Annotated in this window: 21 protein-coding genes and 1 rRNA gene; 14 read left to right on the top strand and 8 right to left on the bottom strand. The window is 68.6% G+C overall.

Annotated features, from left to right (window positions below; genetic code table 11):
• The first annotated feature begins 36 nt into the window (after positions 1–36).
• Genes proC through NO930_RS08720 form a run of 3 tightly spaced genes read left to right on the top strand, consistent with a single transcriptional unit; the run spans position 37 to position 3,008 of the window.
• Positions 37–816, top strand: a complete 780-nt coding sequence (proC, locus tag NO930_RS08730; protein WP_256403456.1) for a pyrroline-5-carboxylate reductase — start codon at positions 37–39, stop codon at positions 814–816.
• Positions 806–1,669: a glutamate 5-kinase gene (proB, locus tag NO930_RS08725; protein WP_256403175.1), complete on the top strand. Its 864-nt coding sequence runs from the start codon at positions 806–808 to the stop codon at positions 1,667–1,669. Before proC ends, proB begins: the two co-directional genes overlap by 11 nt.
• Entirely contained in the window at positions 1,662–3,008 is a 1,347-nt protein-coding gene (locus tag NO930_RS08720) for a glutamate-5-semialdehyde dehydrogenase (RefSeq protein WP_256403174.1), read from the top strand. The genes proB and NO930_RS08720 overlap by 8 nt, the downstream gene beginning before the upstream one ends.
• A gap of 14 nt (positions 3,009–3,022) precedes the next feature.
• Here the strand turns inward: NO930_RS08720 and NO930_RS08715 are convergent, their stop codons facing one another.
• Together NO930_RS08715 and NO930_RS08710 are read right to left on the bottom strand one after the other, a co-directional pair.
• Complete coding sequence (locus NO930_RS08715; RefSeq protein WP_256403173.1) at positions 3,023–4,075, bottom strand: sulfite exporter TauE/SafE family protein; 1,053 nt, start codon at positions 4,073–4,075, stop codon at positions 3,023–3,025.
• Positions 4,065–4,229 carry a DUF7512 family protein gene (locus tag NO930_RS08710; RefSeq protein WP_199242300.1) on the bottom strand — a complete coding sequence of 55 codons (165 nt, stop codon included), beginning with the start codon at positions 4,227–4,229 and terminating at the stop codon, positions 4,065–4,067. The genes NO930_RS08715 and NO930_RS08710 overlap by 11 nt, the downstream gene beginning before the upstream one ends.
• Positions 4,230–4,633: 404 nt before the next feature.
• Between NO930_RS08710 and NO930_RS08705 the strand changes: the two genes are divergently transcribed.
• A complete protein-coding gene (locus tag NO930_RS08705; protein WP_256403172.1) occupies positions 4,634–6,526 on the top strand; it encodes a MutS-related protein in 1,893 nt (630 codons plus the stop codon).
• 2 nt (positions 6,527–6,528) lie between these two features.
• A complete protein-coding gene (locus tag NO930_RS08700; RefSeq protein ID WP_256403171.1) occupies positions 6,529–7,065 on the top strand; it encodes a DUF8009 family protein in 537 nt (178 codons plus the stop codon).
• Between the two features lie 36 nt (positions 7,066–7,101).
• Here the strand turns inward: NO930_RS08700 and NO930_RS08695 are convergent, their stop codons facing one another.
• Positions 7,102–11,853 (bottom strand): DUF7997 domain-containing protein, encoded by a 4,752-nt coding sequence (locus NO930_RS08695; protein WP_256403170.1) that lies wholly within the window; start codon positions 11,851–11,853, stop codon positions 7,102–7,104.
• A gap of 112 nt (positions 11,854–11,965) precedes the next feature.
• On the opposite strand from NO930_RS08695, the gene malA reads away from it, so the two are divergent.
• The 3 genes from malA to NO930_RS08680 all read left to right on the top strand — a co-directional run bounded on the left by malA (position 11,966) and on the right by NO930_RS08680 (position 16,793).
• Positions 11,966–14,119, top strand: coding sequence for an alpha-amylase MalA (gene malA, locus NO930_RS08690; RefSeq protein WP_256403169.1), 2,154 nt, complete (start codon positions 11,966–11,968; stop codon positions 14,117–14,119).
• A gap of 93 nt (positions 14,120–14,212) precedes the next feature.
• A complete protein-coding gene (gene malQ / locus NO930_RS08685; RefSeq protein ID WP_256403168.1) occupies positions 14,213–15,703 on the top strand; it encodes a 4-alpha-glucanotransferase in 1,491 nt (496 codons plus the stop codon).
• Between the two features lie 4 nt (positions 15,704–15,707).
• Positions 15,708–16,793 carry a sodium:calcium antiporter gene (locus NO930_RS08680; protein WP_256403167.1) on the top strand — a complete coding sequence of 362 codons (1,086 nt, stop codon included), beginning with the start codon at positions 15,708–15,710 and terminating at the stop codon, positions 16,791–16,793.
• Between the two features lie 8 nt (positions 16,794–16,801).
• On the opposite strand, the gene NO930_RS08675 is transcribed toward NO930_RS08680, so the two are convergent.
• Entirely contained in the window at positions 16,802–17,011 is a 210-nt protein-coding gene (locus NO930_RS08675; protein WP_256403166.1) for a PLDc N-terminal domain-containing protein, read from the bottom strand.
• Between the two features lie 92 nt (positions 17,012–17,103).
• Between NO930_RS08675 and NO930_RS08670 the strand changes: the two genes are divergently transcribed.
• From NO930_RS08670 to NO930_RS08655, 4 genes are all read left to right on the top strand, one after another.
• Entirely contained in the window at positions 17,104–18,060 is a 957-nt protein-coding gene (locus NO930_RS08670) for a mechanosensitive ion channel family protein (RefSeq protein ID WP_137784337.1), read from the top strand.
• A gap of 318 nt (positions 18,061–18,378) precedes the next feature.
• A complete protein-coding gene (locus NO930_RS08665; RefSeq protein WP_256403165.1) occupies positions 18,379–19,392 on the top strand; it encodes a transcription initiation factor IIB in 1,014 nt (337 codons plus the stop codon).
• A 121-nt stretch (positions 19,393–19,513) separates the two neighbouring features.
• Positions 19,514–19,693 (top strand): DUF7836 family putative zinc-binding protein, encoded by a 180-nt coding sequence (locus NO930_RS08660; RefSeq protein WP_137784520.1) that lies wholly within the window; start codon positions 19,514–19,516, stop codon positions 19,691–19,693.
• A 199-nt stretch (positions 19,694–19,892) separates the two neighbouring features.
• Positions 19,893–20,126 carry a UPF0058 family protein gene (locus NO930_RS08655; protein ID WP_127117638.1) on the top strand — a complete coding sequence of 78 codons (234 nt, stop codon included), beginning with the start codon at positions 19,893–19,895 and terminating at the stop codon, positions 20,124–20,126.
• 108 nt (positions 20,127–20,234) lie between these two features.
• Here NO930_RS08655 and NO930_RS08650 read toward each other — a convergent pair whose 3' ends face one another.
• Together NO930_RS08650 and NO930_RS08645 are read right to left on the bottom strand one after the other, a co-directional pair.
• Complete coding sequence (locus NO930_RS08650) at positions 20,235–20,618, bottom strand: DUF555 domain-containing protein (protein ID WP_256403164.1); 384 nt, start codon at positions 20,616–20,618, stop codon at positions 20,235–20,237.
• 54 nt (positions 20,619–20,672) lie between these two features.
• The gene (locus tag NO930_RS08645; protein ID WP_137783851.1) at positions 20,673–21,599 is read right to left on the bottom strand and encodes a DNA-3-methyladenine glycosylase family protein; all 927 of its coding nucleotides are present in this window, start codon (positions 21,597–21,599) and stop codon (positions 20,673–20,675) included.
• A gap of 109 nt (positions 21,600–21,708) precedes the next feature.
• Here NO930_RS08645 and NO930_RS08640 point away from each other — a divergent pair, with 109 nt between their 5' ends.
• A complete protein-coding gene (locus NO930_RS08640; protein ID WP_137783852.1) occupies positions 21,709–22,239 on the top strand; it encodes an SRPBCC family protein in 531 nt (176 codons plus the stop codon).
• Here the strand turns inward: NO930_RS08640 and NO930_RS08635 are convergent.
• Complete coding sequence (locus tag NO930_RS08635; RefSeq protein WP_256403163.1) at positions 22,232–23,827, bottom strand: GAF domain-containing sensor histidine kinase; 1,596 nt, start codon at positions 23,825–23,827, stop codon at positions 22,232–22,234. The two genes, NO930_RS08640 and NO930_RS08635, sit on opposite strands and share 8 nt — an antisense overlap.
• Positions 23,828–23,985: 158 nt before the next feature.
• On the opposite strand from NO930_RS08635, the gene NO930_RS08630 reads away from it, so the two are divergent.
• Entirely contained in the window at positions 23,986–24,276 is a 291-nt protein-coding gene (locus NO930_RS08630) for a DUF8124 family protein (protein WP_256403162.1), read from the top strand.
• A 147-nt stretch (positions 24,277–24,423) separates the two neighbouring features.
• Here NO930_RS08630 and rrf read toward each other — a convergent pair.
• Positions 24,424–24,545, bottom strand: a 5S ribosomal RNA gene (gene rrf / locus NO930_RS08625).
• Positions 24,546–24,702: the final 157 nt, after the last annotated feature.

The following is a 24,702-nucleotide window of genomic DNA, read 5'->3' as shown; positions in this document are numbered from 1 at the left end:
GTTGGTATGAGCCTGAACCTGCTCTCTACAGGCAACATGACACGCGTGAGCGTTATCGGCTGTGGCAACATGGGGGGTGCCCTCCTGCGCGGGCTCGCCCGGACCGACGGATATCGCCTGACCGCGATCGATCTCGACCCGGAGGCGCGCGCGAGCGTCGCGGACGCGGCCGACGAGACGACGGACGACGTCGACGCGGGCACGGCGGACGCCGACATCGTCGTCCTCGCGGTGAAACCCGACATCGCCGAGCCGGTGCTCGACGACCTCGACCTCTCGGCGGACCAGCAGCTCGTGACACTGGCCGCGGGACTCCCCCGAGAGTTCGTCGCCGAGCGGACGGCTGCGACCGTGGTTCGGATCATGCCCAACCTCGCGGCCGAGACCGGCGACATGGCCGCGGCGGCGACGACGGACGGGCTCACGGACGAGGTCAGAGACCTGCTGAACGCCGTCGGCGAGTTCGTCGAGATCGAGGAGTCGCTGATGGACGTCGCGACGGCGGTCAACGGGAGCGGCCCCGCGTTCGCGTTCTACCTCATCGACGCGATGAAACAGGGCGGTATCGACGGCGGCCTCGACCCGGAGCAGGCCGAGACGCTCGCCGCGCAGACGTTCAAGGGGGCCGCGGAGACGGTCCTCCGCGACGACCGGAGCGTGGACGAGCTGATCGACGCGGTCTGCTCGCCCAACGGGACGACCATCGAGGGGATGGAGGTGCTCTGGGACAGCGACGCCGACGCGGCGGTCGCAGACGCCGTGGCGGCGGCCGAAGAGCGCTCGCGGGAACTGGCGGAGGCGTTCGATGACGAGTGAGTCGGCGGTGGCGGCGGTCGATCCGGACGACGTCGAGCGCGCCCGCAAGGCGGCGGCCGCGGCCGACCGCGTCGTGGTGAAGGCGGGGACCAACTCCCTCACAGACGAGGACTCGAAGCTCGACCGGGTCAAACTGGACAAGCTGGTCGCCGACGTGATGGACCTGCGCCGGGAGGGCAAGGAGGTCGTCCTCGTCTCCTCGGGCGCGGTAGGGGCCGGTATCGGCCACCTCGAACAGACGCACCTCGACCGCGACACCGACGAGATAGAGGAGAGTCAGGCGCTCTCGACGGTCGGACAGAGCCTCCTGATGCGTCACTACACGCAGAGCTTCGACCGGTACGACCAGACGGTCGCACAGATACTGGTGACGGGGAAAGACCTCGACAGCCCCGAGCGGCTGCGAAACGTCCGAAACACGGTCGAGACGCTGCTGGAGTGGGGTGTCGTCCCCGTCATAAACGAGAACGACGCGGTGGCGACGGACGAGCTGCGGATCGGCGACAACGACATGCTGTCGGCGTCGGTCGCACTCGCGCTCGACGTCGACTTGCTCGTCACGCTGACCGACGTGGCCGGCGTGTACACCGGGAACCCGAAGCGGGACTCCGACGCGTCGGTGATCGAGGCCGTCGGGTCAAACTACGACGACGTGCGAGCCGTCATCGGCGACAGCACGACCACCGACTTCGGCGGAATTCAGACGAAAGTGGAGGGCGCGCGCGACGTCGCAGAGAGCGGTTGTCCGGCGATCATCGCCGGATCGGCCGAGCCGGACGTCTTAGCGCGGATCGCAGCCGGTAAATCCGCGGGCACGCTATTCGTCCCATCCACTGGTGAGACCGATGAGTGACACGACAGCGGTCGAGCGCGACACGGACGAACTGGTTCGAGACTCTCAGCGCGCCGCGTTGCGTCTCGCGAACGTCGACGAGGCGGCGCGGAACGAGGCGCTCCGGTCGATCGCCGACGCGCTCCGCGAGGAGGAGGCGGCGATCCTCGACGCCAACGCCCGCGACGTGGCCGCCGCCGAGGACCTGCTGGCGCAGGGCGAGTACACGCAGGCGCTCGTCGACCGACTGAAGCTCGACGCGGCGAAGATCGAGGATATCGCGGAGATGGTCGAGTCGGTCGCCGAACAGGACGACCCTCTCGGGCGGACGCTCGCGGCCCGCGAACTCGACGAGGGGCTCGACCTGTACCGCGTGTCGGTCCCGCTCGGCGTCGTGGCCACGGTGTTCGAGTCGCGGCCGGACGCGCTGGTCCAGATCGCGGCGCTCGCGCTGAAGTCCGGCAACGCGGTCATCCTCAAGGGCGGCAGCGAGGCGAGCGAGTCGAACCGTGTCCTCCATCGGATTATCGAGGACGCGACCGCGGACATCGCCGATATCCCGGACGGCTGGGCCGGGCTGGTCGAGGCCCACGAGGAGGTCGACCGGCTCCTCGAACTCGACGACCAGATCGACCTCGTGATGCCGCGGGGCTCCTCCGAGTTCGTCTCGTACATCCAGGACACCACGCAGATCCCGGTGCTCGGTCACACGGAGGGTATCTGTCACGTCTACGTCGACGAGGCGGCGGACCTAGAGATGGCAGAAGACGTCGCCTTCGACGCGAAGGTCCAGTACCCGGCGGTGTGTAACGCGGTCGAGACGCTCCTCGTGAACGAGTCGGTCGCGGCCGAGTTCCTCCCCGACCTCGTCGAGCGCTACGAGGACGCGGGCGTCGAGCTCCGCGGAGACGACGCGGTTCGGGAAGTCGTCGACGTCGGGGCGGCGACCGCGGACGACTGGGACACCGAGTACGGCGACCTCGAACTGTCGATCGCCGTCGTCGACGACGTGTACGAGGCGATAGCCCACGTCAACTCCCACGGATCGAAACACACGGAGTCGATCGTCACCGCGGACGACGCGGCCGCCGAGGCGTTCATGACCGGGATCGACGCCGCGAGCGTGTTCCACAACGCCTCGACGCGGTTCGCCGACGGCTACCGGTACGGGCTGGGCGCGGAGGTCGGCATCTCGACGGGGAAGGTCCACGCGCGCGGTCCGGTCGGGCTGGAGGGGCTGACGACGTACAAGTACTACCTCGAAGGCGACGGGCACCTCGTGGCGAGCTACAGCGGCGAGGACGCGCTGCCGTACACGCACCGCGAACTCGACGCGGAGTGGACGCCGGGCGAAAACTAGCGATCGAGCCGGTGTCAGTCGGTCGTCGCGGTCACGCGTCCGCGGGTCGACCGCAGCGTCCGGAGCGTGCTGAAGACGATCGCGCCGGCCACGGCGACCGCGGCCCCGATGACGAGGAACAGGCCGACCGTCTCTAACAGCTCGTTGCCGAGGTACGAACCGACTTCGCCGACGCCGACCGCGACGGAGCCGGCGAGCAGCATCCCGCCGAAGTACACCTTGATGTCGTCGGCGTCGACGACGGCGGTCGCGGCGGAGCCGATGCGCGCGCCGAGCGCGCTCCCGAACAGGAGCGGGGCGACGATGCTCAGGTCCACGCCGCCGCTCTGGCCGTAGAGGTAGCTGCCGATGCCGCCGGAGAAGACGATCTCGAAGAGGTCGGTCCCGACAGCGACGGGGGCCGGAACGCCGATCGCGTAGATCATCGCCGGCATCCGGATGAAGCCGCCGCCGACGCCGAGGAACCCGGATAAGACGCCGGTCGAGAAGGCGACGGCCGTGATCACCCACACGGAGACGCGGACGTCACCGCGAAGCGTGACCATCGGCGGGATCCGGACCGTCTCTTGGATCCGCGTCGCGATCTCGGGGATATCGTACTCGCTCAGGTCCTCGTCACCGTCCGCGTCGTGATCGATACCGCCGTCGCTGTCGCCCGACAGGGCGTCTCGCGTGACCATGAGACCGATACCGCCGAGTAAGAACACGTAGACCACGCTTATCACGCCGCCGGCGAGTCCGAGCGATTCGAGGTAGAACACGCTCGCGCGGCCGACCTCGATACCGATCGTCGTCCCGGCGATCATGATCGCGCCGAGCTTGTAGTCGACCTGCCCGAGGTCGTGGTGTTTGAGCGTCGCGATGACCGCCGTCCCGAACACGAACGCCATCCCGCTCCCGACCGCGACGGAGGCCGGATAGCCCAACATCAACAGCGCGGGCGTCACGAGGAACGACCCGCCCATCCCGAAGAACCCGAAGAGGAGACCGACGACGAGCCCGAACCCGACGAAGAGCGCGACCGTCTCGGGCGAGCCGCTTACCGCCCCGATCACGCTACCGAGCATCGGAGTCACCCCCGACCAAGAACTCCATGAGACGGCGTCCGACGAGCCGTTCGAGGCCGGCGTAGCCGACGTATAACACGATAGCCTCTAACAGGATCGCGCCGATGAGCATGGCCGTCTCCGGGTCCCACGTCGGAACTTCGAGCCCGGGCATCAGTTCGTCCTCCGGTGACCGCGATCGGTAATTCGAGTGTTGCACATTTCTGGACGAGGATCACTACCCGGTTGGACGATATAACAGTTGTGTCTGAAGCGTACAATACAATATTTCCAGAACCCCTCTCCAACCATCGATAACGTATACATACGTTTTCGTGCGACGCCGCTCGACCGACGCGGCGGCGGTGAGTCGCGGGTCGACTCGGCCGATCCGAACGTCCTTCAAGCAGCGCGATGAGATTCTCGACGGAAGCGGCGGCTCACCGCTCGTCGTCGTACTCGTTCGGGAACCGTGCTTGAGTGAGGTCATGGAACTACTGCACATATATTGGTGCAGCGAGACGACGACGGCGGTCGCGGCGACGAAAGCGCAAAGACGCCGGGGCGACACCACGGGATATGCGACTCGAGGACTACTGGGGGATCGGACCGAAGACGAGCGAGCAGCTCGCCGACTCCCTCGGTACTGAGCGGGCGATCGAGGCGGTCGAGTCGGCCGACGTGCGCGCGCTCGTCGACGCCGGACTCCACCGGGGGCGTGCGACCCGAATCCTCCGCCGCGCGAACGGCGAGGCCGGGATGGACGTGCTCGCGACGAGCGACACGCGCTCCGTGTACGACGACCTCCTCGCGTTGGCGGCCGGCGGGGCGCTTACCGCGCACGCCGCGGACCGGATTCGAGTGCTGACGCCGCTCGCAGACCGGGACGCCGTGGAGGCCCGACTCGACGACGTCACGGCCGCACGCGAGACGTGGGCCGGGCTCGACGACGCAGCGCGCGAGCGGGTCGTCGCGGCCTTCGACGCGTACGACGAGGCGGGGGGAGGAGACCGCGCCGCGGTCGAGACGGCGATCGCCCTGCGAGAGGCAGATGTTACGTCCGGACCCTTCGCGGCGATCGGCGCGCTCGACGGCGAGACGCTCCGCGACGCGGCCGACGCGCTCGCCGACGTTCGGGGCGCGATCGACCCCGGACCGGACGCCGACATCGACGTGGCTCGGGGCGCTGACGACGAACTGGACCGGCGGCGCGAGCAGCTCTCGGCCGCGCGCGACCTGTCGGACGCCGCGTTCGACGTGTTGGAGTCGGTCAGAGACGGCTCGCTGCGAGACTTCGAGGCCCTGCAGTCGGCGACGATCGACCACGTCGCCGCGGAGACCGGCGTCGACAGGGCGCGGGTGCGGGCGGCCGCGCCCGACGACGCTCTCGACGCCGCCGACTTCGTCTCGGCCACGCTCCGCGACCTCGAAGCGGAGCTGGAGGCGGCCGTCGAGGAGCGCGAGGCGACCGTGGCCGCCGACATCCGAGCGCGGATCGGCGCAGAGGCGACGGACGACGGCGGAGACGCCGGCGACGGCGGAAGTGCAGGCGACAGCGGAAGCGCAGGGGACGGCGGGAACGCCGGCGACGACGAGCAGGCCGGCGGCGAAAGCGACGTGTCCCGCGCAGCCGGGGCGGTAGCGGACGCCGCGTTCCTGCTGTCGCTCGGACGGTTCGCGGCCGAACGGGATCTCGTTCGGCCGCGGCTCGTCGACGACGGGATCGCGGTCAGAAACGCTCGCAACCTCTTCGTCTCGGGCGACGTTCAGCCGGTGTCGTACGGGGTCGGGTCGCACTCGCTCGCGGACGGCGCGGGCGTTGCTGCGACGGAGGCGCCGCCGAGCGGCGACCGGGTGAGCGTGCTCACGGGGGCGAACTCGGGCGGGAAGACGACTCTGCTCGAAACCCTGTGTGCGGTCGCGCTGCTCGCGTCGATGGGGCTCCCGGTGCCGGCGGACGCGGCAGAAGTGGGCTCGTTCGACCGGATCGTCTTCCACCGGCGGCACGCCTCGTTCAACGCCGGCGTGCTGGAGTCGACACTGAAGTCCGTGGTCCCGCCGCTCGTCGAGGACGGACGGACGCTCATGCTCGTCGACGAGTTCGAGGCTATCACGGAGCCCGGCCGCGCCGCCGACCTGCTGAACGGCCTCGTCACGCTCACCGCCGACCGCGGCGCGCTCGGAGTGTACGTGACGCACCTCGCGGACGACCTCAGCCCGCTGCCCGAGGCCGCCCGAATCGACGGGATCTTCGCGGAGGGGCTCACCGGCGACCTCGAGTTGCGCGTCGACTACCAGCCGCGGTTCGGCACCGTCGGGAAGTCGACGCCGGAGTTCATCGTCTCGCGGCTCGTCGCGAACGCGAGCGACCGCGGGGTCCGGGCGGGGTTCGAACACCTCGCCGGGGCCGTCGGCGAGGAGGCGGTCCAGCGAACGCTCTCGGACGCCGAGTGGTCGGGGGGCGACGACTGACAATGACCGACGACACCGCGGACCCGACCAGAATCCGGTCGATCGCAGTTCACCGAGAGGACGTGGCGAACGCGCTGGAGGCGACGCTCCGGACCGACCGCGAGGTCGTCCTCCGGGTGACGCCGCCCTTCTCCGGACGGATGCGAGCGCGGCTGCACGCGGCGGACGCGTCGGGAACGGCGGTCGGGGGAGCGACGGCCGAACCGGACGGATCGACGGCCGAACCGGGAGCGATCCACGTCGACCCTCGGGACCTAGTCGAAGACGCCCCGACGTATCCGGAGGTCGACGAGACGGCGGAGGAGCACCCGGACGCGGACGTGGAGACGCGACGCCGACGTCACGGTGAAGCGGTCGAGGCGTGGCGCGAGCGCGTCCGCGAGTCGCTCACCGACGCGGTGACGCTCGACGTCGGCCGCGAAGACGAGGGCAGTGGAGGCGAGGGCAGTGGAGGCGAGGGCAGTGGAGGCGAGGGCGACAGTGGCGAGGGAGACAAGGGCGGGACGGACCACGAGGTCGACGTGGTCGCGCTGGGGTGAACGGAGACAGATCGGCGATGAGCGCGGCCGGCCCGTCTATAGCCGGATCCGTTCGACCGCGGTGCCGACGTCGCGAAGCCCGCCGAGGGGATGGTCGCTGTCGGCGTCCGCGATGTCGAGGTCGGCGGCCCCTCCGGTCGCCGCGGCAGCGACGGTGATACCGTGCGCGTCGATGTCGGGGTCGAGCAGGACCTCGAACGAGCCGTCTCGCGGGGTCGCGAGGGTCGCTCCGGCCGGCGTGTGGACGGCGACCACGTCGGCGGTCGTCTCACCGGTTATCACGAGGTCGTCGGCGACGAACTCGGCCGTCGCGTCGATCGAAGGGCCCTCGGGCCGGTCGCGTTCGACGTAGCGGTCGCGGACCACTGACGGCGTCTCGACCGGCTCGCCGGCGTCGACGCCGTGAGCGAGGCGGATGAACCCGGCCATCGACCACGCCAGCGGCGTCGCCCCCCCAGTTCCCTCGCCGAACTCCCAGCCGTAGTCGGTCGGGTGCTCGCGGTCCCACACCTGCTCGGGTAACATCCGTCCGGAGTTACCGAACCCGGCCATCGTCTCCAAGAGCGCGTCGGGTTCGAGCGCGTCCTCGTCGGTGCCGCCGAACCCGTCGGGACCGTCGGCGCGCGCGCGGAGTTCGTACTCGCCGCGCTCGCCGGTGAAGATCGGCCACAGGCGACCGCGGCCGTCGCCGGTTCCGGCCCACGGCGCGCCCGGGTCACCGGCCGCGATCTCGCCGTACGCGTCGCCGACGTAGCGGTACCAGGCGGGGCCGTGAGGCGTGTCGACGCGGATCGAGTCGTCGGCGACCGAGACTGAGTTCCGCACGACATCGTCGTCCGCGGGCTTCACGCCGAGCCGGACGAGTTCGAGGAAGCCGCCGTCGACAATCTCCCGCTCGTCGTACGTCGGGCCGTCGTTGGCGATCGTTCGGGGTCGGCCGGCCTCGGGATCGCCGTCGGCGGTGACCCGGACGTAGTAGGGCGTCTCCGAGTGGCGCTCCGTCCCCGTCGCGGTCGCGCACCAGTCTTCGATGCGATCGGTCCAGTCGTCCGCGAGCGCGAGCCACGCGAGCGCGTCGGCGCGAAGCGCGTCGGGGTCGAGGAGGTCGCCCGCGTCCGCGGTTCGTCCCTGCGCGTCGCGCCGGTCGGCCTCCGCGAGCGCCAACGCGGCTCCGCAGACGAGGCCGGCTATCTCGGCGGCGATGCTCGACGGCGAGAACCCGGCCTCCTCTTCCCAGCGTTCCTGCGCCGTCTCGGGACCGTTGACCGCGATGTACCCGAGCGACCGACGGACGTGGTCGTACGTGTACTCGGCGTCGGCGAACCCGACGCCGTGTTCGTGGAGCTGCCACGCCATCACGGAGGGGAACGCGATGTTGTCCATCTGCTCGCCGCCCCAGCGGGTGCGCCCGTCGATGTAGGTGTTCTGCGGGAGGAACCCGTCGTCGTCCTGCTGGGTGTTGTAGAGGTACGCGAGCGCGTCGGCTCCGCGGTCGACCTCGCCGACCTCGACGAGCGCCGTGAACACCTGATAGAGGTCGCGCGACCAGACGAAGTTGTAGCCGTACCCGCGGTCCTCCGCGGCGTACTCGGTCTCGCCCCACGGCACCGACGGGCTCGCGATCCCCGCGCCGTCGTGGCGCTTGTCCTCGACGGCCGCCAGCGTCATCAGCGCGAACCGGTACTGCGTCTCCACGTCGACGTCGCCGGCGACGGAGGCGGGGAACGACCGGTCGGCGAGCCAGTCGCGCCACGTTTCCACGTAGGCGTCACTGACCGTCTCGAACCCGCGGGAGATGGCACCCTCCGCCTCGCCGAGCGCGGCCGCGGTGTCCGCCTCCTCGGCGAATCCGAGCGCGACCGTGTCGGAGACGTCCGTGCCGCTGCCGACGAGCCCGGCCAACACGACGTTGCCGACCGCCTCCGCGATTCCCTCGCCGCGTTTCCCCTCGCCGAACAGCGCGTCGGCCTCGTGGCCGCCGGCCGCGAGCGCGCTGGCCCAGTCGAAGCGGTCCTCGCTGGCGAGCGCGAGCGCGACCTCGAACGACTCGCCGTCGTCGTCGACGAGTTTGCCCGGGTCGCGGTCGGCCGCGTCGTCGTTGCGCGCGAACAGGTGGTACCCCTCCTCGTCGCCGACGCGGTCGCCGCGGTCGTTGGTCCCGACGTTCGTGATCGTCGTGTCGACGAGCGCGTACACGTCGTACTCGCGGCCGCCCTCGAACTCCACGTCGGCGAGGATCGCGTTCCCCTCGGTGTCGACCGCGTACTCGACGGTCAGCGTCCACCGGTGGCCGTGGCCGTCGCCGGTCTCGCGGATCGTCTGCGTGTACGCGAGCGCGTCGTCGACGGTCGGTTCGGTCGTTCGTTCGACCGTCTCGGTCGCCGTCACGTGGCTCGTCTCGTCGAAGGTCCGGATCGTGTATCCCGTCTCCGGGTCGGCGACGAGGAAGTCGAACGTCCGCACGTTCATCACGTCGATCCGCGGGAACCGCGCCTCGGTGAGCGCCCCTTCCGTCAGCGTGTACCAGACCGGAACCGACCGGTCGGCGTCGTGGTCGGCCGGCGTTCCGACGCCGAACTTCCGCCCCGTCGTCCAGTGCGGGGCCTCGTCCGGCCCCGTGGGGCGGTCGTGCGGCACCGGGAGCGCGCCGTGTGCGGCGAGCGTCACCGTCGCGTCGATCCGGAGCGCGTGCGACCACGCGAGCGGGGTCGCGCTGTCGAGGTCGCCGTCGTCGAAGACCTGTTCGGCGAACAGCCCCGCGTCGTTGACGAACGGCCCGTCCGACTCACAGAGCGAGTATAGGTTCCTCGCGTCTTGGAAAAGCGAGCCGGCGTCGCCGCCGCGGTCGGCGACGAGGCCGCCGATCTCGGCCGCCGCCGTCACGCCCCACAGCGTCGCGAGCGACCACACCTTCGCCGCGCCCTGCTCTGCCGTCCGCCAGTCGTCGCCCGTGAACCTGACGAGCCCCTCGACGTCCGCGGTCTCGCGGTGGAGCGCGTCGATCGTGTTCCCGACGTGCGTCCGAACGCGGTCGAGGAACCGCTCGAAGTCGGCCGTCGAGACCGCCGCGCTCGACCCGTCGGTGGGCGCGCCGTCGACCTCCGCGCGCTCGTCGCGCAGGGCCGCGTACTCGGTCGTCGCGCCCGCGAGCGCGAACGTGCTGGCGTCCGCGCGGCCGTCGCGGCCGTCGTCGCTCGCGCGCTGCGGGAAGCGTCCGGTGTCGGCGTCGAACCGCTCGTCGAGCCCGGCGAGGGCGTCGTCGGCCGCGGCCGCCGCGGCGACGCGCGTCTCGTCGTCCACCGGCGCGCGCGCGACCGCGGCGAACGCCCGCAGGTACGTCGCACCGGTGTGGGTGAACCGGCCGAGCGCGTTCTCCCAGCAGTTCTGACAGCGCCGGGGGAGTCCGTCCGATTCGGTGGTCTCGCGGAGGAACGCGACCGCGTCCGCGACGGTGGCGTCGATCCGGTCGCGCCACTCCTCGGGGAGGTCGGCCGTCCGCCGGAGCCGTGCGAGGAACGCGACGACGGAGGCGGGCTGGTCGAGCTGGTCGTTCGGACCCGCGGTCCCGTTCGCGCCCTCGATCCGCGCGTTCGCCCAGCCCGGAGCGACCTTCCCCGAGTCGGCCCACACCCGGTGGGGCCACGAGCCGTCGGCGTCCTGCGTCCGACAGAAGAAGGCGGCCGCCGCGAGGAGGTCCTCGTCGGCGTCGAGCCCGATCTCCTCGCTGGCGTCGAGAAGCGCCATCGACACCTCAGCCTCGTCGCGGAACCACGTGTAGCCGTAGCCGCCGGAGGTGGAGTAGAAGGGGTCGAACTCCGGGGCGGCGATCCGCGCGCCCGACTCCGCCGTGAGGAGGTCGAGCGTGCGGAGGTCGCCCGCGACGACGTCCCGCCGCGGCACGTCGTCGGGAACGGTCGGTCCCCGCCCCGCGGCGGCCTCGCGGAGGTCACCGGCGTCGGGGTACGCGGTCGCGATGCGCGCGATCTCGTCGATGCGGCGCTGGCGGTCGGGACCGTCCGAGAGCGCGTCCTTCGCGTCCTCGCCCGTGTCGCGGGCGTCTCGCCGGTCCATTACGGCGCGGCTGGCGAGCGTGACGCGCTCGGTGCGCCCGTCGCGCTCGAACGGCGCGCGCATGACGACGTCGGGGGTGAGCCGGGAGTCCTCGCGCTGGTCTATCTCGCCGCGGTGGGGGAACCCGTCGCCGCTCTCGCCGAGGAGTTCGGGGATCGTCCGGAGGCGCTGGCCGTGCGCCGCGGAGAGTCCCGTCGAGGCGGTGAAAAAGTCGTGTTCGGTGCGGTGATACACCTCGACGACGCTCCCGTCTTCGGGACCGGCCGACTCGTGGACGAGGTTGCCGACGCGCCCCTCGACCATGTCCGGCGCGAACGCGCAGGCGGCGACGAGCTCCGCCCCGGCGGGCGGCGCGCCGCGGAGCTCGACGTGGGTGAGGTGCGTGTCGCTGACGACGAGGTCGAACTGGTGGATCGTGTACCGCCCGGCGTCGTACTCGGTCTCGACGAGCGGGGTGTCGCCGTCGTAGTGCTGCCGGGTCGTCGTGAGTTCGTCGAGCCAGCGCACGCCCCGGCCGGCCGTGATCCCCATGCGGAGCCGGTCGGCCCCGCCGACTCCCGACAGGGAGTACGAACAGTCGTGGACGGTACCGTCGGGTCCGACGTGGACCAGCCGCCCGTCGTCGCCCGTGAACGCGCCGGCGGTCGTGGGACGCTCCGCCGGATAGCGCTCTCCGCGCCGACGTTCGTGCTCTGTGAGAGCGGTTCGCAGTCGCATGGTCACCCTGTGATACCCGCGGTAAAAGTCTTGACGACCGAGACGGTCGAGCGGAGCCTCGCGGGGGTATCGAAGAGCAACACCGAAGACCCCGGGCGTCGATGGGTGTGACATGACACGGCAGGGAGACCCCCACACGGACGCGCCACGGGTCGGCCAGCACCACCCCGGTCCCCCGCGGTTCCTCTCGACCGGCGAGACGACCGAGTTGGCTCCGCGCGATCCGGATCCGGACGCGAGCTACGCCTGGCGCGTCGTCGACGCGCCGCCGGACAGCGACGCGACCGTCGGCACGGAGCCGGTGACGCAGTTCACGCCGGACGTACCGGGACGGTACCTGATCGGGCTCGACGCACCCGACGGCGACCACCGCCTGACCGTCCGCGCGTTCCCCGCCGACTACGCGGGCGTCGACGTCGCGGGCGGAAGCGGCACCGCGCTGCGCGACCGCGACGCCGACGACACCGCGGACCGCGGGTACGCCGCCCACCGGGACCGCGAGGGAGCGGGTCGCCCGCGGATCCGGCTCGACGCGACCGTGGAGCGCGGCGACGGCCCCGAAACGCGGGACGACGGGACCGCGGACAGCGCCGAAGTGGTCGTCCGCGCGACGCCGACGCCGAACCCGGAGTCGGCGCTCGACGCCGAGGAGCTGGCCGTGACCTTCGTCGTGGACGACCGGGACGTGGAAACCGCCGTGTCGACCGGGCGCACGAACCCCCGAGACGCGATGCGGCTGACCGACGACGGACGCACGCTCCGCGTGGACGCGCAGGCGGTTCCGGACCGCCTGCGCGTCCACGCGGTCGCCGTCGCCCGTCCGCCGGGCGAAGACCCGCGCGTCAGCGTCGCCGACGCGGTCGCGGTCGAGCGGACGACCGCGGGAGCGTTCGACGGGGACGCGTTCGACGAGGGGGCGTTCGGGGCCGGCGAGACGCGGTTCGAGACGGTGCGGCTCAACGACCCGCCGTCGTGGGCGTCGGACGCCACCGTCTACGAGGTGTACGTCCGGACGTTCTCGGACGCCGAGGAGGGGGAGGCGTTCGACGCGCTCGCGGAGCGCATCCCCGAGATCGCGGACCTCGGCGTCGACACGCTGTGGCTCACGCCGGTCCTGCAACACGACGGAAAGCCGCACGGGTACAACATCACCGACTTCTTCGACACCGCCGCCGATCTGGGCGACCGCGACGACTACGAGGCGCTCGTCGAGACGGCCCACGACCACGGGATGCGCGTGCTGTTCGACTTCGTCGCCAACCACACCGCCCGCGACCACGAGTGGTTCGAGGACGCCTACCGGAACCCCGAGTCGCCGTACCGCGACCGCTTCGAGTGGCAGGAGTCCGGCGAGCCGGGCACCTACTTCGACTGGGAGCTCATCGCGAACCTGAACCACGCGAACCTCCACGTCCGGCGGTTCCTCCTCGACGTGATCGACGAGTGGGCCCCGCTCGTCGACGGGTTCCGCTGCGACATGGCGTGGGCCGTGCCGGACGCCTTCTGGCGCGAGCTGCGCGACCGCGTGAAAGACATCGACCGGGAGTTCCTGCTGATGGACGAGACGATCCCGTACATCCCCGACTTCCACGAGGGGATGTTCGACGTCCACTTCGACGCGACGCTGTACTTCCAGCTCAGACAGGTCGGTCGAGGCGCGGAGCCGGCGAAGAGCGTCCTCGACGCGATCGACCAGCGCGCCGAGATAGGGTTCCCCGACCACGCCGGCTTCCTGCAGTACATCGAGAATCACGACGAGACGCGGTACCGAGTCGAGTGCGGCGACGCGGCCGCGGCCGCGGCGGGCGCGGCGACGTTCGTCCTCCCCGGCGTGCCGATGATCTACGCCGGACAGGAGATCGGACAGCGCGGGCGCAGAGACGCGATCGCGTGGGACCACGCCCGCGGGCCGGTCCGCGAGCGCTACAGGCGGCTGCTCGACGTCCGCGAGGCGCACCCGGCGCTCGGGCCCGACGGCGACCTCGAACGGCTGGACTACCACGTCGCGAGCGGCGACCTCGACGAGCGGCCGATCGCCGCCAGCGGCGACGTGCATCCCGAGGACGTGGTCGCGTTCCGCCGCGGCGACGGCGACGAGTCGCTGGTGGTCGTCCTCAATTTCGCGCCGGAGCCGGCGAGCGTCGCGGTCGAGACGGCCCACGCCGACCGTGACCTCGTCACCGGCGACTCGTGCGTCGTCGTCGACGCCGAGGGACGAGAGCGCATCCGCGTCGACGCGGTCGCCGTCGTTCGCGAAGCGGTGTGACGAGGGGGCCGAGACCGAGAGCGCGACGGCCGGCGACGACCGCCGTCACCCTCGGACGCAACCCTTGAGTCGGTGGGGGCCACAGGGGGGCGTATGCGATTCGACCGCTCCGGCGGCGTGTTCTGTCACCTCACCTCGCTTCCGGGCGACCACGGCATCGGCGACCTCGGCGACGGGGCGAGCGAGTTCCTCTCGTTCCTCGGCGACGCCGACGTCCGCCACTGGCAGATCTGTCCGATCGGGCCGACGCTCTCCGGGGCCGGAGAGTCGCCGTACCAGTCGCCGTCGGCGTTCGCCGGCAACCCGCTTTTGATCGATCTATCCGGGCTCGTCGACGACGGCTGGCTCGACGCGGCGGACCTCGAACCGGTCCCGGAGTTCCCCGACGACCGGGTCGCGTACGACGCGGTCCGCGAGTACAAGCTGCCGCTGTTGCGGACGGCGTTCGAGCGGTTCGACGAGGCGGCCGGGGAGTCAGACCGCGCGGAGCTGGCGGCCTTTTGCGATCGGGAGCCGTGGCTCGACGACTACGCGCTGTTCCGCGCGATATCGGCGTCGCGCCCGGAGGACACGTGGACCGAGTGGCCCGAGGGCCTGCGGACCCGCGACCCGGACGCGCTGGCCGAGGCGCGCGAGCGCCACGCCGAGGAGGTTCGGTACCGCGAGTTCGTCCAGTGGACCTTCGACCGGCAGTGGCGCGAGGTTCGCGAGGTCGCCGACGACGAGGGCGTCTCGATCGTCGGCGACGTGCCGATCTACGTCGCGCTCGACTCAGCCGACGTGTGGGCGAACCCGGAGGCGTTCCGGCTCGACGAGGGCGGTCGCCCGACCGCGGTGGCCGGCGTCCCGCCGAACCCGGGCGACGACGGACAGCGCTGGGGGAACCCGGTGTACGACTGGGACCGACTGGCCGAGCGCGACTACGACTGGTGGATGGCGCGGTTCCGCCGGCTGTTCGAACTCGCCGACGTGGCGCGGCTCGACCACTTCCTCGGGTTCGTCTCCTACTGGGCCATCCCCGCCGACAGCGACGACCCGGCCGACGGCGAGTGGCGCGACGGCCCGGGCCGCGACCTGTTCGAGACGGTCGAGCGCGAGCTCGGGGAGGCCCCCTTCATCGCGGAGGACCTCGGCTTCGAGGAGCCGGCGATGGACGATCTGATGGCCGAGTTCGGCTTCCCCGGCATGCGCGTGCCGCAGTACGCGGACTGGTGTACCGAGGGGAACCAGTACCAGCCGATGCACTACCCCGAAGGAGTGGTCGGCTACACCTCGACGCACGACACGGACACGTGGGTCGGCTACTACGACGACCTCCCCGGACAACAGCGCGACTGCTTCCGGTACAACGTCGGCGCGGGCGGCGACCGCGCCGTCGAGTGGGAGATAATCGAGGAGGTGTGGCGCTCCGAGGCGGTGCTCGCGATGACGACCGTTCAAGACCTGCTCGGACTCGGGAGCGACGCCCGGTTCAACGAGCCCGGCACCCTAGACGGCAACTGGGAGTGGCGCGTGCCCCGCGGGGCGCTCGGCGACGAGATCGCAGACCGGCTGTGGGAGCTGGCCGGGAAGCACGTCCGGTGAGTCGATGGTCGGAGCGCTCGCGGGCGGCGCGACGAGCGCTTCCAGCGCTCCGCTCGTTCTCGACGGGCTATCCATCCCCGGCTCGCCGCTCGCTCACGTCCTCGTCGTCGTCGGGGCGACGGTCGCGATCTGGGTCGGAAGCGGGTGGTTAGAGGAGTCCGCCGAGACGCTCTCGGGCTACTACGGGCTCCCGGCGGTCGTGCAGGGGTCCGTCGTCGTCGCGATCGGATCCAGCTTCCCGGAACTCGTGAGCGTCCTCGTCACGGCCGCGGTCGGCGTGTTCGACATGGGCGTCGGCGCGCTCGTCGGGTCCGCCATCTTCAACATCCTCGTCATTCCGGCGCTTTCGGGGCTCGGAACCGACGAGCCGCTCGAAGCCAGCCGCGCCATCGTCTACAAGGAGGCGCAGTTCTACATGATCGCCGTCTCCGCGCTCGTCGTCACCTTCGCGCTCGCGGTCATCTACTATCCGGTCTCCACGGAGCCGATCGTCGGCGAACTCACGCGACCGCTCGCGGTCATCCCGCTTTCTTTGTACGGGCTCTACCTGTTCATTCAGTACCAGGACGTCGACGACGCCGCGATGGATCGGCTCCGATCCGGGGTCGACGTCCGCCGCGAGTGGGCGAAGCTCGCCGCCGGGTTGCTCGTCATCGTCGTCACGGTGGAGCGGCTCGTCGCGTCGGTCGAGTCGCTCTCGGCGACGTTCGGCGTCCCGGAGTTTCTCGCCGGCATCACGGTCGTGGCGGCCGCGACGAGCCTCCCCGACACGCTGGTGAGCGTCCGGACCGCCCGCGAGAACAGGGGCGCGACGAGCCTCGGGAACGTCCTCGGCTCGAACACGTTCGACCTGCTCGTCGCGATCCCCGTCGGCGTGTTGATCGTCGGCAGCGCGGAGATCAACTTCTCCACTGCAGTCCCGATGCTCGGCGTCCTCACCGTGGCGACCGTGCTCCTTTTCGCGCTGCTTCGGACCGACCTCAGGCTCACGACCGCCGAGTCGTACGCGCTCTTGGTCGCGTACCTGCTGTTCGTGGGATGGATCGTCACAGAGACCGTCGGACTGACCGGCGTTCTCCGAGGGGTCTGAGAGCCCGGTCAGCGGGTGCGACCGAGCAGGAAGTAGAGAACCAACCCGAGCAGGGGTGCGAGGAACGCGACGATCCCCCAGAGGAACGCGGGCTGATCGCTGCGCTTCTGCGCGTCGGAGTAGACCCAGACGACGATACCGAGCTGTACGAGCAGTACGAGGAGGCTGAACAGGAGCGCGACGACGCCGGCCGCACCCTGCAACAGTATCGGGGACATTGCGATCCGGCGGACGCGGCGAGCCATGAAGTGTTTTTGGGACTCTCGCCGGGCGGCGGAACGACTATCACCGCGGCGCGCGAGCACCGAGCGTGAGACGCAACGCGGCGGTCGCGACGGTTCTGGGAGGAGTCGCGGCCGGGATCGTCGGAGCGTACGTCACCGCCGCCGGCCCGCTCACGGGATGGCCGGACATCGTCGGCTATCCCGCGAACGCGGTGGTCGCGAAAGGGCTTCAGGTCGGCAGCGTCCTCGGGATCCTTTCGGGGCTCTACCTGCTCGCAGTCCGGCTGGTGTGGCGCTCGACGAACAAGCGCCGAGCGCACAACACGCGGAACCTGCTCCGCCTCGCGTTCGGGCTCGTCGGGATCGTGGCGACGCTCGCCGTGCTGACGGCCAACTGGCTCGGGCTGTTGTTCTCGCTCGGCGTCGTCGGCTTCGCCGTCACCTTCGCGCTCCAGCAGCCGCTCCTGTCGCTGATCGCGTGGGTGTACATCGCCGCCAAACAGCCGTACGGCGTCGGTGATCGGGTCCGGATCGGCGACGCGAACGGGGACGTGATCGAGGTCGACTTCCTCGTGACGACGCTGTGGGAGATCAGCGGCGATCTCGTCACGACGAACCAGCCGTCGGGTCGCGTGGTGACGGTGCCGAACAGCGTCGTGCTCTCCTCGAACGTCGTCAACTTCGGCGGGGGAGGGTCGCCGTACGTCTGGAACGAGATCGCCGTCCAGGTCTCCTTTGAAACCGACCTCGCGTTCGCCCGGTCGACGATGGTCGAGGAGGCGACGGACCTGCTCGGCGACGAGATGGCGGCCGGGATCGCGGCGTACCGCGAGTCGCTCGCAGAGACGCCTGTCGAACTGGAGGTACACGATGGACCCACGGTGAACGTGCGGCAGGCGGAGTCGTGGGTCGAACTCCGCCTCCGATACCTCACACACCCGCGTCGTGGACAGCGCGTCAAAAACGAATTGTACACGCGGATACTCGCGCGGTTCAACGAGGAACCGGACAGGGTGGGGTTCCCCGTGGGACGGAACCGCTGACCGAGGCCCGGCCGACCGATCGGCCGACGAGAACACGGCACGCCCTGCCGGCAGACCGGTGGGTGGAAGGGTGACCGAAGCGACTGATAGAGACTAGCAAACTATATATACATCCGACAAAATCGAATCCGGTCCGACAGCGAAGCGGACAGGTGAAGCGGATCCAGATTCCGTCGCGTTGTCCGTCTAGCTCGTAGATTCTGTTGCGAGCCTAAATAAAGCTGGCGACATATTTATATACTTTCGAGACTTACTGTTAGTTAACGAATCGGCGCGCCCGACACCAGTATTTCTGTCGGGAGTTCGATCGGAGAACCTATGACAGAAACACGCACACGCAGCTACAGCGGAGAGACGGAACGCGAGCGCACAGTTGACGACCGAACGATCGACCGAGAGACGTCGGACAGCGAAGCGACGCGGGCCGGCGAGCGAACGACCACCTGCCCCGAGTGCGGCGGGTCGCTCATCACCGACACGGAGCACGGGGAGACGGTCTGTGACGACTGCGGGCTCGTCGTCGAGCAGGACGGGATCGACCGCGGGCCGGAGTGGCGCGCGTTCGACTCCAGCGAGCGGGACAGCAAGTCGCGGGTCGGGGCCCCGACGACGAACATGATGCACGACAAGGGGCTCTCGACGAACATCGGCTGGCAGGACAAAGACGCCTACGGCCGGTCGCTCTCGAGCAGTCAGCGCGAGAAGATGCAGCGGCTCCGCACGTGGAACGAGCGCTTCCGCACGCGCGACTCGAAAGAGCGCAACCTCAAGCAGGCGCTCGGCGAGATCGACCGCATGGCCTCGGCGCTCGGGCTCCCCGACAACGTCCGTGAAACGGCCTCCGTCATCTACCGCCGCGCGCTGAGCGAGAACCTCCTGCCCGGGCGCTCGATCGAGGGGGTCGCGACCGCGTCGCTGTACGCCGCCGCCAGACAGGTCGGGAACCCCCGGAGCCTCGACGAGTTCACCGCGGTCTCCCGGGTGGACAAGATGGAACTCACCCGGACGTACCGATACGTGATCCGCGAACTCGGGCTACGCGTCCAGCCCGCGGACCCGGAGAGCTACGTCCCGCGGTTCGTCTCCAAACTCGGGCTCACGGAAGAGACACAACGTCTCGCACGAGACCTGCTCGACGCCGCGAAGAGCGCGGGGATCACGAGCGGGAAGTCGCCGGTCGGCCTCGCGGCGTCTGCCGTCTACGCCGCCGCGCTGCTCTCGAACGAGAAAGTCACCCAGAGCCAGGTGTCCGCGGTCGCCGACATCTCGGAGGTGACGATCCGGAACCGGTACAAGGAACTGCTCGAGACGAGCGAGGGGCTCACCGCTTGAATCAACGCCGCGTCGGTACCGCGTCGCGGCGTGACCGGCGTCCCCGCATCAGGCGACGCGTGCCGGCCGCGGACGCGATCCGCCACGCATGTTTTTAACCCGGTAGCGTGTACCACGGTCTATGGTGGACGCGTTCGTCAGACTCGTTTGTCCGGAATGTGGCAAAGAGTGGCAGGACAACCCTGCAGACCTGCAACAGCTCCGTTCGAACTTTAGCTGCCCCGGTTGTCACGCCACCCGCCGGCTGACGGAGTTCATGCGAACGGAACGCGATCTCGAAGCGGTCAAACAGTTCCAGTAACGGAGAGACGCGGCGCGGTCGGCAGCGAGCCGATCGGGTCGTCGAAGCGCGTCCGTGACGAAAACGCATACCGGGAACTGTATCGATCGATAACGTAGAACGGCCCGTTTGTGGCCGTACGGCCGTGATATTCGAGCTACCCATGATAACGTGACTCAAGATAATAATATAAACCTCCGGTAGCAAAGGACTGGTACTCATGAAGAAGCAGGAGCTCATCCATCTTCACGGCCTCCTCGCAGAAGTACGAAAACAGTGCGAATTCTGGAACGAGGACATCGACCTCGACGCCTACGAAGAACTCGGCGTGAAGCCGACATCGATACACAAATCGAAGACCGACCACAAAGCCGCTGTTTTTAAACTGACCGAAGGAATCACCGAGCCGATGGACGAATCCGAATCGGAGCCGCTGGCCCCGACCGCAGACTGACTCTTCACAGCCGACTGCAGTCGTTCGTCAACCGCCGAGTGACGACAGCGTCTCGTTGAGTGCGATCCGTCGCGTCACGCAGACAGCGCGAACGTCGCGAACGCTCGCTCACGTCGGGCCATCGTTGGCGGTCGAGCCGTCGTCAGGGGCCGAATCGTCGTCGATCACTTCCACGTCGAGCACCGCCAACGGAATGTTGCGGAGACGCTGGCCGATCTCCTTTCTGGCGACGCGACTCGCGTGTTCCGTGCGGTCGACGTTGAACACGTCCATTCGGAGTTCGAGTGCGACGAGCGCCTCGTCGGCCGCGACGAACGCTGGCGGAAGCTCTTCACCGCTCGGTGCGCGGCGAGTTCCCGTCTCGATCTCGACGTAGTTGAGGTCCGGATTCAGCATCTTTCCGGTCTTCGAGATCGCGATTCGGACCGCTTCATCGGGCGTCTCGACATCGTACACCGGAACGGCGGCCTCGACGACGACTCGACAGTCCATCACGAGTCAGCGTACCACACGAACCAGCATGAAACTTCGGCCGATACCGCGAGATCAGTCACCGCCAGCCCGGAGGTAATAGAAGACGTACGTCTGTGCGTAGCCGGCAAACTCACCGCCGAACCGGTCGCGTATCGCACGCGACGTCTCGGCGTAGCTCCCCCGCTCGCAGTCGGGATAGTACTCTTCGATAGTCGTCCGGATCCACGTGTCGAGTGGCACCGCCTGCAAGAACCCGAGCGAGAACAGCAGCACGCAGTCTGCGACTTTGTCTCCGACCCCGACGAACCGCGTCAGCGACTCGCGAGCCTCCTCGTACGGGAGATCTGCCGCCTCCCGCGGGTGGGCCTCACCGGAAGCGACCATCTCCGCCGTTCGCTGGACGTAGGGGGCCCGATAGCCGAGCGAGAGATCGCGCAGTTCGTCTTCCGTCCGCGAAGCGAGCTGGTCCGGCGTCGGAAACGCGTGGAACTCCTCGCCGTCGAGCGTGACGACATCGCCGTACGTCGTGCGGAGCCGACGCTGCATTCCGTGGATGCGCGCGACTCGCATCTGTGCCGAACAGATGAACGAGACGAGACACGGGAACGCCGGATCGCGCGTGAGACGCATTCCCTCGTAGGCGTCGTACGCCCGATCGAGGAGCGGAAGGTCCGGCGTCGACTCGCGGATCGCGTCGAGGTCGTCGTCGAGGCGGAACAGGTGATACAAGAACGGAACGGCGTCGATAGACGATTCCCACTGAAGCGTTCCATCGTGAACGCCACCGGTCTGTCTGACCCGCAGCGGCACCCGCTCGTCGACGACACCGGGTATCGGATCGACGACCGTTTCGTACCACTCGTCTCCGCCGTAGGCGTGGAGTTCGTCGTACGTGCCGCCGTCGGCGCGGTTCCAGAGGTAGCTCTGACCGCTCTCGACCGTGGCCTGCAGGTCGAACGGTCCGCCAAGATCGGCGATGTCGATCGCGCCTCGTTCCATACCACGTCTCCTCGCGACGTGGTCGTATCGGGGTTTCGGTAGCGGGGAACCGCACGACAGCCGGTCGACCGAAGAGGGGTTTTTGTCCGAGCGGAACGTGACGTACGATATGCCGACGTATCGCCGGACGACCCGAATCCCCGCCCCCATCGACGAGGTGTGGGCGTTTCACTCGACGATCGACGGACTCCGAGAGCTCACTCCCGACTGGATGAACCTCGCTATCGACGGGGTCGAAGGCCCCGAGGGAAACGCCGACCCAGAGTTGCTCGTCGAAGGCTCCCGAATACGAATGTCGATCCGTCCCTTCGGAGTCGGTCCGCGCCAGCGGTGGACATCACGGATCGTCGAACGAACGCCCGACGGAGACGAGCCCGTCGGAAAACGCGCGCAGTTCGTCGACGAGATGGAGGGAGGCCCCTTTCGGACGTGGGAACACACCCACGCCTTCTACGCAGACGGCGACCAGACGCTGCTCGTCGACACGGTCGACTACCGCCTGCCGCTCGGTCCCCTCGGAGACGCCGCCGGGCCCTTCGCGAAGGTCGGGTTCGAGGGCATGTTTCGAGACAGACACCGCCGTACTGTCGATCGGTTCGAGACGGCGACTACCGCAGACAGAGATTCTAACGTCAGGTAGGCTCGACGGCAGTCGGAGCCTCAAACGAGATGTCGAACACCGCACCGTCGTCGTTGGTGACATCGACTTCCCAACCGTGGGCGTCGGCGATCCGAGAGACGATCGCGAGCCCGATACCGGAACTGTCTGCAGTCGAGACCCCCGAATCGAAAAGCGAGTCACTCACGTCCGGTGACACCCCGGGACCGTCGTCGGCGATATACATCCCGACACCGTCGGCACCGTCTCGGGGACCGATCTCGATATCGACCCGTGGACCGCCGTGTTCGACGGCATTGCGGAACAGGTTCTCGAACAGCTGACGGAGCCGAAGGGGGTCAGCCTGCACAGTGCCGATTTCGTCCGCGAGCGTCAGCGTCGCGTGCGGTGCGCGGATCGATGTCCACGCGTCTTCAGCGACTTGACAGACGGGCGTCGGCTCCGTTTCCCCGATCGTCTCACCGCGTTTGGCCAGCATGAGCAAGTTGTCCAGAAGCGTCTCCATCCGCGTGATCGCACGGTCCATCGGAGCGTGTTTCGACGGAGAGATCTCATCATCGATCATGTCCACGTACCCAGAAAGCACGTTGAGGGGATTTCTGAGGTCGTGAGAGACGACGGAGCTGAACTGTTCGAGCTGTTCGGTCCGTCGCCGTATCTCCAGTCTCCGATCGTTTCGCGCGATCGTATGGGCGATCAGGTCAGCGAACGTCCGGTACAGGTCGACCTCCTCTTCGATCCAAGTGCGCCACGCGTCCGTCTCTACGGAGAGAACGCCGATCAGCTCCCAGTCCGCCACGAGCGGAACGTGAACGGTCGCGGGCGGCTCGCCCGCAGTCTCGTTCTCTACTCTCTCGGAGTCGTCTATCCGGCGCTCGGCAGTCGACTGAGCAGACGAATGGACGACGTTTTCGAAGGTGGTAAGCCGGTCTGGCTGCGGGAATTCGTCGAGCGAACAACTCGCGGTATCGCATCCATCGGGACACCAGACGTACCGCGGATCGAAGGTCTCACCGTCACGGAGGTAACAGACGATGCGGTCGGCTTCGGCGTGTTCGCCGACGTTCGCCATCGTCCAAGTTATCTTCGTGTCGACCTCGTCCGTTCGCGTACTCATGAGCGTCGACCCAGCGTCCAACAACACTTCACGGAGTCGGTCCGCATCGTCCACGCTAAACCGTATCCGGCCCGGCGAGACCCGCTCTGCGAGCCGTTGGGTGAGCACGTCAGTGTCAGCCTCGTCGGCGGCTTCGGCGTCAAGTTCCGCCTCGGTGACGACATCGGACGGACCGGCCCGGAGAGCCGACCGAAACCCGTCGGCGGTCGTCTCCTCGAGAACGACGATAACCGGAACTCCCTCGGGGGTCGCAGAGAGGTTCTCCGCGACCGCGTCATCTGCCACTGCACGACCGGTAGCGACGATCCCACACACGTCTGTCAGTGGCAACGGGTCGGTATCGTCCGCGCGTGCTCCGACCACCTCGGCCGCTCCAACGGCTCGGAGGTCCGGAACACGCGATCCACCCCACGCGGACTCGATCGCGCGTGCTACGCGATCGCGCACGCCCGGGTCGTCACCGACGAACGTGACGACAGAGCGCCTGTGCATGCGATATCATCTATTCTGATCCATTTGAACCTTGAGCCGAAAATATCGACTCCGAGAACGCGAATCCGCTGTGTCCCCGAAGACAGCGATACCCTGTCGGAACACTCCGATCGAAACGGACCGGCGATACTTAACCCGGTACCGACAAACCAAGAGGCATGTGCGCAGACACGTTCGGTGTCGGGATCCACCTCACCGAGGCCGAGCTCCAGTTCGTCGTTCACGTTCCCTCGGAGATCGACTCGGGATGGACCGATCCAGAGTCGTTCCAAACGCTCGTCGCCGACGCCGTCTGGGAGCGACTCGATCAAGAATCGACGCTCCACACCATCGCCGAACGCTTCGAGCCCGGAGAGACCATCTCGCTCGGGACGGTCACGCTCGATCCAGACGGAACGGTCGTCGACCATCACCTCGACCCCCCCGAGACGAACGACTCACCGCGGTAGCAGACCGCAGTCAAACATCTCACTGCAGGTACGACGCCCGTAAAACCGCGACGCTACATGTAGGCTGATAGCTCTCCGTATAAAATGCAAAAAGCCCAGCGACGTGGTGTCGCTGGGCGTGGGTGGGAGTGTGCTCCCGTATGAGTGGGTAGGCGGCGAACCGCGGTTCCCAGAGGATCGCTCACTCCAGTACTTCCCGGTACGCTGGTGGGCTTAACTTCCGTGTTCGGAATGGGTACGGGTGTGGCCCCACCGCTCTGGCCGCCTTCATGCCGACTCTCGGACTCGAACCGAGACTCTCTATCACAGAGAGATCCCTGTGTCGGTTGGTTCCGATCTCGCGATCGGCCGACCGTGTGTACGTGCGATCCAGTTACCGCCTGAACTCATGCGAGTGTGGTGTCAGTGCCGTATGATTGTGGCTTC

The organism is Halorubrum salinum (genome assembly GCF_024494575.1).
GTDB lineage: Archaea > Halobacteriota > Halobacteria > Halobacteriales > Haloferacaceae > Halorubrum > Halorubrum salinum.
This window is presented reverse-complemented; position numbering and strand designations above follow the sequence as displayed.